The organism is Variovorax sp. 05T418 (assembly GCF_056396385.1).
Genome location: NZ_JBFTLJ010000009.1, coordinates 278,507 through 287,999, shown reverse-complemented (window position 1 = coordinate 287,999; position 9,493 = coordinate 278,507). Strand labels below are relative to the sequence as shown.

Genomic DNA, 9,493 nt, shown 5'->3' with positions numbered 1-9,493 from the left:
GGGCTTCTCCTTCCAAAGGTTTCAGATTGACTTCGCAAATCAATCTTGGCACTCGATGCCGTGACCAGGAAGCGAGAAGTCCCTTCGCATTCATTTCGCTGCGCAAGGCACCCCATCAGCGGGAGCGTTGGACAGAGCATTGGTTGATCAGCGATGCACCACGAGCGTGCCCTGGTGCCCAGGGCATCGGGTGCTCCCCGCAGCGAAATCAAGGAGGAGGCCGCAGGCCGGGGGACATTCGCGGAGGGGAGTACCCGGTGGCCTGGGCACGCGCCCTGAACAAGAACGCGAACAAAAGCCGCAACACACAGACCACCAGAAAATGGCAAGAAACATAGAGATCAAGGCCCGCATCGACAGCGTCGAACGCGTGGCACTCATCGCCGCAAAGCTCGCCGATTCAGGCCCGATCGAAATCGCGCAGGACGACACTTTCTTCCGCTGCGACAACAACGCCGACCGCCTCAAGCTGCGCACCTTCGCGCCCGACCGCGCCGAGCTGATCTTCTATCGCCGCGCCAACAGCAGCGGCCCGAAGGAATCGTTCTACCTGATCTCGCCCACCACCACGCCCGACGCGCTGCGCGAATCGCTCACGCTCGCCTGGGGCCAGGCCGGGCGCGTGCGCAAGCAGCGAAGGCTCTTCATCGTGGGCCGCACGCGCGTGCACCTCGACCGCGTGGAGGGCCTGGGCGAATTTCTCGAACTCGAGGTGGTGCTGAAAGATGGCGAGCCCGCCGAGGTTGGCACGGCCGAAGCGCATGCGCTCATGGCGCAGCTGGGCATTGCGTCCGAGCAGCTCGTGCAGGGTGCCTACGTCGACCTGCTGCAGGCAGCCTGAGCCTTGCCGTCAGCGCCAGCCTGCGGCCTTGAGCTGGTCGGCGAGCTGCTGCGCAATGCGCGCATAGCCTTCGGCATTGGCATGGATGCGGTCGGAGCGCAGCGATGCGTCCGACAGCACGCTCGAATACACATTGGGCACGAGCAGCGCCTGCCCCGACTTCGCCACCTCCTCGTAGAACAGTGCATCGCTCAGCGAGCCGACGACCGCGCGCATCGCGTCGGGCGAGGGCGTGGCCAGCAGCGCCACGTAGGGTGTGTGTGCGCGCGCCTGGCTCACGAGAGCCGCGAGGTTCTCGCGCGTGGCCGCGGGCGGCACGCCGCGCAGCATGTCGTTGCCGCCGATGCCGATCAATACCGCGTCGTAGCTGCCGGCAGCCAGCAGCGGCGCGAGGCGCTCCAGCGCGCCGGCCGAGGTGTCGCCATTGAGGCCCGCGTTCTCGATCTGCCAACCGGTGAGCTCGCCCAGCTTCACGGGCCAGGCGGCTTCGGGCGGCGCGCCGTAGCCGAAAGTCAGGCTGTCGCCCAGCGCGAGCACGCGGGCATCGGATTTCAGCGCGGCGGCGGAGGGCTTGCGCTTGCCGCAGGCGGCCACAAGGGCGGCTGCGGGCACGCCGGCCAATAGGTGGAGGAGGTGACGTCGCTTCATGCTGCGCGCCGCCTCAGTCAGGACGCTTGAAGAAGCGGTACAGGCCCGCAACCAGCATGACCGCGCCCAGCAGGGCCATGGCGGTCTGGCCGCCTTGGTAGCCGCCGATGCCGGCCGGCGGGCCCGACATGAGCCACCTCAGGAGCATGCCGCCGCCCCACACGATGCCGATGGCGCCAATGATCTTGTCACGCATGTTGATGATGGCGCCTCCACGCCGGCGATGGTTGGGAGGCCCATTGTCGCCAGGGTCGGACAGCACGCCGCCCGGATACCTGCACTTACCTGATTTCACCTGACCGCGACCTGATGCGTGCGGGGCAGACACAAGCGCCGCTGACAATGGACTCGTCATCAACACGAAGGAGTTCCAGATGATCATCAAGTCAAAGAGCATGGCCGTCGCTGCTGCGGCGCTCGCGATGTGCATGGCAGCGGGGAGCGCCTTCGCGCAAGGCCGCGGCCATGACGGCGACCACGACAACCGCGGCAACGGCCGCTACGAACAGCAGCACCGCGACTTCGACCGGCACGACGATCGCCGCGGCGACCGCTATGGCCGCGAGGACTATCGCCCCGGCCGCCAGTTCGATCGCCGCGGCTATCCGCAGCCGCACGCGGAATGGCGCCGCGGCGGGCGCGTGCCCAGCGAATACCGCGGCCGCAACTACGTGGTGAACGACTGGCGCAGCTATCGCCTGCAGCAGCCGCCGCGCGGCTACCAGTGGGTGGGCGTGGGCGGCGACTACGTGCTCGCGGCCATTGCGACCGGCGTGATCGCGCAGATCATCGTGGGCAGCCAGTAACCCGCCGGGCGCGGGACTCTCAGGCCACCACCGTGGGCAGCGACTGGGCGCAGACGTTGCGCCCGGTGATGGTGAGCCGCAGGCCGCCGCCGTGCCATTCGAGCCAGTTCAGGCTCACGTAGGCCTCGATGTCGCTGTCGTCGATGCGGTCCGCCTGGCGGCTCTGCAGCAGTTCCACCGTGGCGGGCAACGCCCGCCTCAGCCGCTCTCGCCGTTCGGCGGCGTCGGCGGCCTTCAGGGCGGCCCTTGTTTTCTGTTGCTGCTGCGGGGTCGATGCCATTGCTGATCCGTTCCGGGAAGCCAAGGAATTAACCCGAATGTACGCCCCCTTTGTGAAGCAGCGCGCATCTTTCTAAAACCTGTTGCAGCGGGCGCCGAAGGCGTTGCGCGCGCACTAGATTTCGTAGTGCGATCCCTTCGCTTCATCGCCCAGAGCCTTTTCGACGACCGCGCGCGTGAGCGTGGGTGCGAACGATTCGATGAAGGCGTAGACGTACTTGCGCAGGTAGTTGCCGCGCCGCACCGCGAGCTTGGTCATGTTGATGCCGAAGAGCCGGCCCGCATCGAGCGCGCGCAGCTGCGTGTCGCGCTCCGTCTCGTAGGCCACGCCGGCCACGATGCCCACGCCCATGCCCAGCTGCACGTAGGTCTTGATCACGTCGGCGTCCATCGCGGCCAGCACGATGTTGGGCGCGAGCCCGCGCTGTGCAAAGGCCTCGTCGATGCGCGAGCGCCCGGTGAAGCCGGTGTCGTAGGTGATCAGCGGATGGCGCGTGAGCGCCTCGAGCGTCAGCGGCGCATCGAGCAGCGCATGGCCCGGCGGCACGATCACCGAATGCGTCCAGCGGTAGCAGGGCAGGGCCACCAGCTGGGGATAGTCGCCCAGCGCCTCCGTGGCAATGCCCACGTCGGCCTCGCCGTCGATCAGCATCTGCGCGATCTGCTTGGGCGAGCCCTGGTGCAGGTGCAGCTTCACGTTGGGAAACTGCGCGCGGAATTCCTGCACCGCCACCGGCATCGCATAGCGCGCCTGCGAATGCGTGGCCGCCACCGAGAGCAGGCCGCTTTGCTGCGCGACGAACTCCTGCCCGGCATGGCGCAGGTTGCTGCTTTCCAGCAGCATGCGCTCGATGATCGGCAGCACGTGGCCGCCCGGCTCGGTGAGTCCGGTGAGGCGCTTGCCGGCGCGCACGAAGAGCTCGATGCCGAGCTCTTCCTCCAGCTCGCGGATCTGCCGGCTCACGCCCGGCTGGGACGTGTGGAGGGTATGGGCGACTTCGGTCAGGTTGAAGCCGCAACGAACGGCCTCGCGTACCGAGCGCAGTTGTTGGAAGTTCATCTGGCGCGGAAGAAGATCGGGAGGAGGAAAAGGCACGGGCCCGCAGCGGGCCGAGCGGCGATTCTCGGCACAAGTGCTTATGCGGGGAACGATGCGTTTGTTGGTTTCACATGAGAAAAACATCTGTGCGGGCCTTCCGCCAATGCCGCAACGGGTGAATTTGCAATTTCGCACGACTGTGCTAAAGTGGCCCGCATGGACGCCAAGACCCAGAAAAGCGAACTCACCCGCGCCGCCATCGTCGGCGCGGCGATGGACCTTGCGCTGGCCGAAGGCCTGGAGGCCATCACGCTGCAGGCCGTGGCCAGCCGCCTGGCGCTCTCCAAGAGCGGCGTGTTCTCGCGCGTGGGTTCGCGCGAGGCGCTGCAGAAGGCCGTGATCGAGGAATACGGCCGCCGCTTCCTGGCCGACGTGTTCGTGCCGGCCATGCAAAAGCCCAAGGGCCTTGCGCGGCTCGACGACATCGTCGGGCGCTGGATTGCCCGCACCCGCGACATCGAGGCCGAAACCGGCTGCATCTACATGGCGGGCGCCTTCGAATACGACGACCGCGAAGGCGAACTGCGCGACCTGCTGTTCGGCGAGATCACGCGCTGGCGCGCCGCGCTGCGCCGCACGGTGCTCCAGGCGGTGGAAACCGGCGAGCTGCGGGCCGACACCGACCCGGCGCAGCTGGTCAGCGAATTGAACGGCCTCATCATGGGCCTGCTGCACGACGCGCGCTTCCTGCGCGACCCCCAGGCCGCCGATCGCGCCACGCAGACCTGGCAGCGGCTTCTTTCGAGCTACCGCGCCTGAGCCACGGCACAGGCCATTCCGTTTTCGTCTTTCTTTGTACTGATTTCGCACGATCGTGCGATAAAAAGGAGAAGCACCATGCTGATCATTGCCCTCTGCCTTGCCGTCTATGTGGGCGCCATCGGCGCCGACGCCACCCGCGATGCGCTGCGCAGCCTGCCGCGCAGCAACGAGGACTGGGTCTGGTACTGAACGCAGGAGCCCATGGCATGACGAGCACCACCACCTCCGCGGCCACGCACGCCGCGCAGTCCAACTACTACCGCCCGGGCCGGCTGATGCGCGCCTTGCGCTTCGGCCTGACCGCCTCGCAGCGCCTGTGGCCCGCGCTGGGCGTGCGCGCGGCCTACCGCGTGTTCGGCACGCCGCTGCCGCCCAAGTGGCTCTACCGCGGCCAGGGGCCGGGCGCGGCGTGGCGGCGCGAGGCCTGGGCCTTCGAAGACGCCGGCCTCGGCCTCTATCACCTGGCTGCGCAGGACTTCGGTGCGGAATCGGCGCCCGTCGTGCTGCTGGTGCACGGCTGGGGCGGGCATGCAGGGCAGATGCTGGCACTCGCGCAGGCGCTGGCTGATGCGGGCCTGCGGCCGGTGCTGCTCGAACTGCCGGCCCATGGCCGCAGCGCGGGCACCATGAGCAACTCGCCGCAGTTCGCGCGGGCCATTGCGTACGTGGTTGCCAGGCTGACGGCCGACGGCCATGCGCTGCGCGCGGTGGCCGCCCATTCGCTGGGCGCCAACGGGCTGGCGCTGGCGGCCGCGCAGGGCCTGCAGGCCCTGCGGCTGGTGCTGCTCGCGCCGCCAGCCTCGCCACGCGAATACACGCGCTACTTCGCGCACACCTTCGGCCTCAGCGAAGCGACGCGCCTGGCCATGCAGCGGCGGTTCGAGGCGCGCGAAGGCGTCCTGATGGCGCAGCTGGAGCCGGCGGCCGTCGGTCCGCGCATCGCGCAGCCGACGCTGATCGTGCATGACCACGACGACCGCGTGAACCGCTTTGCCGATGCCGAGGCCTACAGGGACGCGATCAAGGGAGCGCGGCTGGTGGCCACGCAGGGACTGGGGCACCGCCGCATCCTCAAGGAGGAGGACGTGGTCCGCCAGGTGGTGCGCTTCGTGGCGCAGCCCTGAGCGGCGCGGACGGCAAGCACGGGCGGGCGGTGCTGCCCGCCGCACGTTCTTTTTTCTTCAGCGCGCCGGCGAGGGTGCCGGGTCGGGCAGCTCGATCTTGATGTCGAGCACTTCGAGGTCGTCCTGCTTCTCCAGGTGAACCTTGATGTCGTCGGCATTGATCTTCACGTACTTGGAGATCACCGCCATCAGCTCGCGCTGCAGGTCGGGCAGGTAGTCGGGGCGCTTCTTGCCGCTGAGGCTGGACCGCTCGTGCGCGAGGATGATCTGCAGCCGCTCCTTGGCGACGCTGGCCGTCTTCTTCTTTTCGCCGAGCAGGAACGAGAAAAAGGACATGGCCTACTTGCCTCCGAAAATTCGCTTGAAGAAGCCCGGCTTTTCGGCGTCGACGAAGCGCATCGGGCGGTCTTCGCCCAGGAAGCGCGCGACCACGTCGCTGTAGGCCTTGGCCACGTCGGTATCCTTGTCGTGGATTGCGGGCACGCCCTGGTTGGACGCCTGCAGCACGCTTTCCGACTCGGGAATGACGCCGATCAGCTTGATGCGCAGGATGTCCTGGATGTCTTCCAGCGAGAGCATCTGGCCGCCGGCCACGCGGTTGGGGTTGTAGCGGGTGATCAGCAGGTGCTCCTTGATGGGGTCGCCGCCTTCCTTCGCCCGCTTGGTCTTGCTGCTGAGCATGCCCAGGATGCGGTCGGAGTCGCGCACCGAGGATACCTCGGGGTTGGTCACCACGAGCGCCTCGTCGGCAAAGTGCATGGCCATCATCGCGCCGGTCTCGATGCCGGCGGGCGAATCGCAGACGATGTAGTCGAAGTCCATGGCGGCCAGGTCGGCCAGCACCTTTTCGACGCCTTCCTGCGTGAGCGCTTCCTTGTCGCGCGTCTGCGAGGCCGCGAGCACGAACAGGTTGTCGCACTGCTTGTCCTTGATGAGCGCCTGGCTCAGGTTGGCCTCGCCCTGGATCACGTTGATGAGGTCGTACACCACGCGGCGTTCGCAGCCCATGATGAGGTCGAGGTTGCGCAGGCCCACGTCGAAGTCGATCACCGCCGTCTTCTTGCCCGCGAGCGCGAGGCCCGACGCGAAGCTGGCGCTCGTCGTGGTCTTGCCGACGCCGCCCTTGCCTGAGGTCACCACCACAATTTTGGCCATGGCCATTCCTTCTTGTTTCAATTCGGTTGTTGTTGGTCGGATGTGCCTCGGCACATCAGATCGGATCGATCACCAGCTTCTTGCCATCCAGGCGTATCTGGGCCGGCTTGCCGAGCACCGGGTCGGGCAGCGGCACCTCGTTGGTGCGATAGATGCCCGCAATGGCCACGAGCTGCGCTTCCATGCAGGTCGAGAAGATGCGCGCCTCGGTGTTGCCGCGCGCGCCGGCAATGGCCTTGCCCCGCAGCGGCGCGTAGACGTGCACGTTGCCGTCGGCAATGACCTCGGCGCCGAAGCTCACCACGGCGGTCACCACCACGTCGCCGCCGCGGGCGTAGACCTGCTGGCCCGAACGCAGCGGCTTGTCGATCAGCAGCGTGCCGTTGGCCGGCACCGGCACTTCGCGCACGATCTGCGGTGCTTCGCTGGCGGGCGCCGGCGAAGCGGCTGGCGGCGCCGGTGAGCGCGGCGCGGGCGCCACCGGCATGGCCGTGAGCGACAGGCCGGCGGCGCGCGCCGCGGCATTCTGGGCGTTGTTGCCCCCGCGCACCGCAATCGGCTGCGTCTGGTGGCGCGCCAGCAGGCCGCGCAGCGCCGCGAAGTCGAGCGCCGGGGATTCCTCGCCGCTTTCCTCGTCCGGCTGAAGCTGCGAGAGGTCGATGACCACCGGCTCCTGCTCGAAGAAATCGGGCGAATCGGCCAGCTGCGCGTCGAGGGCCTCGGCCAGCACGGCCAGGTCGGCCGTCTTGAGGATCACTGCGATCAGCGGCAGCGTGGCGCTCTTGAATTCGAAAACCGCCTTGGTGCGCGCGGCGGAGACATCGGCCATTGGAAAACGTCGGTGCGAAAAGCGTTGAAGTCTAACGGGCGCGGGCTTCCGGCCAGTGAACGGGGCCCGCTTCAATCACCCCGCAGAACATTTATTGCACGAGGTTTCACTTTTAAAAGGCTCAGGCGTTGCGCGATCTGCCGAGCAGTGCGTAAAGAATGATCGCGCCGAAAGTCGCGGTGCCGATGCCGCCCAATGCGAAATCGCCGAACTTCAGCGTGAAGTCGCCGGTGCCGATGATCAGCGTGATGGCGGCCACGATCAGGTTCTTGTTCTGCGAGAAGTCGACCTTGTTGTCGACCCAGATCTTGGCGCCCGCAATGGCGATCAAGCCGAACACCACGATGCTCACGCCGCCCATCACCGGCAGCGGAATCGCCTGGATCAGCGCGCCGAACTTGGGGCTGAAGCCCAGCACCAGCGCAATGAGCGCGGCCACCACGAACACCGCCGTCGAGTAGATGCGCGTGGCCGCCATCACGCCGATGTTCTCGGCATAGGTGGTCACGCCGGTGCCGCCCGAGGCGCCGCTCACCACCGTGGCAATGCCGTCGCCGATGAAGGCGCGGCCGATGTAGGGGTCGAGGTTGCGCCCCGTCATGGCCGTGACCGCCTTCAGGTGGCCGAGGTTCTCGGCCACCAGGATGATGGCCACGGGGGCGATCAGCAGCATGGCGTTGGTGGTGAACACCGGCGCGGTGAAGGTGGGCATGCCGAACCAGGCCGCATTGGCAATGCCGGACAGGTCGACCGGCTTGCCCATGCCCAAGAGGTTGGTCAGCAGCGCATAGACCGCAGTAGCCAGGATGAGCCCGACCAGGATCAGCAGGCGCTGCAGCATGCCGCGCGTGAACACCGCCACCAGCCCCACGCAGAGAAAGGTGACGGCCTGCATCCACGAGTCGAAATTGCTGGCCGCCATGTTCTTGATCGGCACGCCCGCCAGGTTGAGCCCGATCACCGCCACCACGGCGCCCGTGACCACCGGCGGCATGAAGCGCTCGATCCAGCCGGTGCCGATCGCCTGCACGAGGGCGCCGATCAGGATGTAGACCACCCCGCAGGCCACGATGCCGCCCAGCGCCACCGCGATGTTGGCGTTGGGCCCCTTGCCCGCGTAGCCGCTGGCCGCGATCACCACGCCGATGAACGCGAAGCTCGAGCCCAGGTAGCTGGGCACCTTGCCGCCCGTCACCAGGAAGAAGATCAGCGTGCCGATGCCGCTCATCAGGATGGCGATGTTGGGATTGAAGCCCATGAGGATGGGCGCCAGCACCGTGGCGCCGAACATCGCGATCACGTGCTGCACGCCCATCGCGCCGGTCTGCAGCCAGGGCAGGCGTTCGTCGGGCGCGACCACGCGGCCCTCGGTGGCGGCGACTTCGCGCCAGCTGAACAGGTTGCTCATGAGTGGTTATCTCCTCGGTAGTTATTGATGTTCCTGGGGCTTCTCTCGGCCCGCTGCCGCCCGCGTGCCGGGCGGATTTTCTTCTCTTCTCCTGGCTAGCGCGGCGGCAGCACCGCCATTGTGATGCGCGAGACGCAGGTCAATTCGCCCGCGTCGTTCGTCATGTCGATCTGCCACACCTGCGTGGTGCGCCCGCGGTGCACCGGCCGCGCGGTGCCCGTGACCCAGCCGCTCGTGGCGGAGCGGATGTGGTTGGCGTTGATGTCCAGCCCCACGGCCCGGTCGCCCTCGGGGGCCGAGTAGTGCGCGCCGCAGGAGCCCAGTGTCTCGGCCAGCACCACCGAGACGCCGCCATGCAGGATGCCGTAGGGCTGGCGGGTGCGTTCGTCCACCGGCACGCGGGCGCGGATGAAGTCGTCGCCCACCTCCAGGAACTCCATGCCCAGCGTGGACACGGCGGTGCCGATGTGGTTGCGGGTCAGTTCCTCGACAGAGATGTCTTTTTTCCAGATACGCATTCGGTTTCTCCAGTGCAGGGTTTG

13 protein-coding genes are annotated in these 9,493 nt (G+C 67.3%); 4 read left to right on the top strand and 9 right to left on the bottom strand.

Features of this window, described 5'->3' with window-relative positions; translation table 11 throughout:
- Positions 1–322 precede the first annotated feature (322 nt).
- The gene (locus tag AC1DMS_RS19840; protein WP_012745221.1) at positions 323–841 is read left to right on the top strand and encodes a class IV adenylate cyclase; all 519 of its coding nucleotides are present in this window, start codon (positions 323–325) and stop codon (positions 839–841) included.
- A gap of 9 nt (positions 842–850) precedes the next feature.
- Here AC1DMS_RS19840 and AC1DMS_RS19835 read toward each other — a convergent pair whose 3' ends face one another.
- Entirely contained in the window at positions 851–1,489 is a 639-nt protein-coding gene (locus AC1DMS_RS19835) for a GDSL-type esterase/lipase family protein (protein WP_012745222.1), read from the bottom strand.
- Between the two features lie 13 nt (positions 1,490–1,502).
- A complete protein-coding gene (locus AC1DMS_RS19830) occupies positions 1,503–1,685 on the bottom strand; it encodes a hypothetical protein (protein WP_012745223.1) in 183 nt (60 codons plus the stop codon).
- 178 nt (positions 1,686–1,863) lie between these two features.
- Between AC1DMS_RS19830 and AC1DMS_RS19825 the strand changes: the two genes are divergently transcribed.
- Positions 1,864–2,295 carry an RcnB family protein gene (locus AC1DMS_RS19825; RefSeq protein ID WP_012745224.1) on the top strand — a complete coding sequence of 144 codons (432 nt, stop codon included), beginning with the start codon at positions 1,864–1,866 and terminating at the stop codon, positions 2,293–2,295.
- Between the two features lie 19 nt (positions 2,296–2,314).
- Here the strand turns inward: AC1DMS_RS19825 and AC1DMS_RS19820 are convergent, their stop codons facing one another.
- Together AC1DMS_RS19820 and AC1DMS_RS19815 are read right to left on the bottom strand one after the other, a co-directional pair.
- Positions 2,315–2,575: a hypothetical protein gene (locus AC1DMS_RS19820; RefSeq protein WP_012745225.1), complete on the bottom strand. Its 261-nt coding sequence runs from the start codon at positions 2,573–2,575 to the stop codon at positions 2,315–2,317.
- Positions 2,576–2,689: 114 nt separating this feature from the next.
- Entirely contained in the window at positions 2,690–3,634 is a 945-nt protein-coding gene (locus AC1DMS_RS19815; protein WP_012745226.1) for a CysB family HTH-type transcriptional regulator, read from the bottom strand.
- A 195-nt stretch (positions 3,635–3,829) separates the two neighbouring features.
- Between AC1DMS_RS19815 and AC1DMS_RS19810 the strand changes: the two genes are divergently transcribed.
- Both AC1DMS_RS19810 and AC1DMS_RS19805 read left to right on the top strand, forming a co-directional pair.
- Positions 3,830–4,432 carry a TetR/AcrR family transcriptional regulator gene (locus AC1DMS_RS19810; protein ID WP_012745227.1) on the top strand — a complete coding sequence of 201 codons (603 nt, stop codon included), beginning with the start codon at positions 3,830–3,832 and terminating at the stop codon, positions 4,430–4,432.
- 209 nt (positions 4,433–4,641) lie between these two features.
- Positions 4,642–5,559 carry an alpha/beta fold hydrolase gene (locus tag AC1DMS_RS19805; RefSeq protein ID WP_478181656.1) on the top strand — a complete coding sequence of 306 codons (918 nt, stop codon included), beginning with the start codon at positions 4,642–4,644 and terminating at the stop codon, positions 5,557–5,559.
- 57 nt (positions 5,560–5,616) lie between these two features.
- Here AC1DMS_RS19805 and minE read toward each other — a convergent pair whose 3' ends face one another.
- The 5 genes from minE to AC1DMS_RS19780 form a co-directional block, all read right to left on the bottom strand.
- The gene (gene minE / locus AC1DMS_RS19800) at positions 5,617–5,895 is read right to left on the bottom strand and encodes a cell division topological specificity factor MinE (protein ID WP_012745230.1); all 279 of its coding nucleotides are present in this window, start codon (positions 5,893–5,895) and stop codon (positions 5,617–5,619) included.
- A gap of 3 nt (positions 5,896–5,898) precedes the next feature.
- Positions 5,899–6,714, bottom strand: a complete 816-nt coding sequence (gene minD / locus AC1DMS_RS19795) for a septum site-determining protein MinD (RefSeq protein ID WP_012745231.1) — start codon at positions 6,712–6,714, stop codon at positions 5,899–5,901.
- A 55-nt stretch (positions 6,715–6,769) separates the two neighbouring features.
- On the bottom strand, positions 6,770–7,543 hold the full coding sequence (gene minC, locus AC1DMS_RS19790) for a septum site-determining protein MinC (protein WP_012745232.1): 774 nt from the start codon (positions 7,541–7,543) through the stop codon (positions 6,770–6,772).
- A 121-nt stretch (positions 7,544–7,664) separates the two neighbouring features.
- The gene (locus AC1DMS_RS19785) at positions 7,665–8,951 is read right to left on the bottom strand and encodes a solute carrier family 23 protein (RefSeq protein ID WP_012745233.1); all 1,287 of its coding nucleotides are present in this window, start codon (positions 8,949–8,951) and stop codon (positions 7,665–7,667) included.
- Positions 8,952–9,046: 95 nt separating this feature from the next.
- On the bottom strand, positions 9,047–9,469 hold the full coding sequence (locus tag AC1DMS_RS19780) for a hotdog fold thioesterase (protein ID WP_012745234.1): 423 nt from the start codon (positions 9,467–9,469) through the stop codon (positions 9,047–9,049).
- Positions 9,470–9,493: the final 24 nt, after the last annotated feature.

Excerpts from the sequence above, each read along its gene's own strand:
- AC1DMS_RS19810 (WP_012745227.1), top strand. The coding sequence starts at position 3,830 with ATGGACGCCAAGACCCAGAAAAGCGAACTCACCCGCGCCGCCATCGTC.
- minE (WP_012745230.1), bottom strand. The coding sequence starts at position 5,895 with ATGTCCTTTTTCTCGTTCCTGCTCGGCGAAAAGAAGAAGACGGCCAGC.
- minD (WP_012745231.1), bottom strand. The coding sequence starts at position 6,714 with ATGGCCAAAATTGTGGTGGTGACCTCAGGCAAGGGCGGCGTCGGCAAG.
- AC1DMS_RS19830 (WP_012745223.1), bottom strand. The coding sequence starts at position 1,685 with ATGCGTGACAAGATCATTGGCGCCATCGGCATCGTGTGGGGCGGCGGC.
- AC1DMS_RS19835 (WP_012745222.1), bottom strand. The coding sequence starts at position 1,489 with ATGAAGCGACGTCACCTCCTCCACCTATTGGCCGGCGTGCCCGCAGCC.
- AC1DMS_RS19820 (WP_012745225.1), bottom strand. The coding sequence starts at position 2,575 with ATGGCATCGACCCCGCAGCAGCAACAGAAAACAAGGGCCGCCCTGAAG.
- AC1DMS_RS19780 (WP_012745234.1), bottom strand. The coding sequence starts at position 9,469 with ATGCGTATCTGGAAAAAAGACATCTCTGTCGAGGAACTGACCCGCAAC.
- AC1DMS_RS19785 (WP_012745233.1), bottom strand. The coding sequence starts at position 8,951 with ATGAGCAACCTGTTCAGCTGGCGCGAAGTCGCCGCCACCGAGGGCCGC.
- AC1DMS_RS19825 (WP_012745224.1), top strand. The coding sequence starts at position 1,864 with ATGATCATCAAGTCAAAGAGCATGGCCGTCGCTGCTGCGGCGCTCGCG.
- minC (WP_012745232.1), bottom strand. The coding sequence starts at position 7,543 with ATGGCCGATGTCTCCGCCGCGCGCACCAAGGCGGTTTTCGAATTCAAG.
- AC1DMS_RS19805 (WP_478181656.1), top strand. The coding sequence starts at position 4,642 with ATGACGAGCACCACCACCTCCGCGGCCACGCACGCCGCGCAGTCCAAC.
- AC1DMS_RS19840 (WP_012745221.1), top strand. The coding sequence starts at position 323 with ATGGCAAGAAACATAGAGATCAAGGCCCGCATCGACAGCGTCGAACGC.
- AC1DMS_RS19815 (WP_012745226.1), bottom strand. The coding sequence starts at position 3,634 with ATGAACTTCCAACAACTGCGCTCGGTACGCGAGGCCGTTCGTTGCGGC.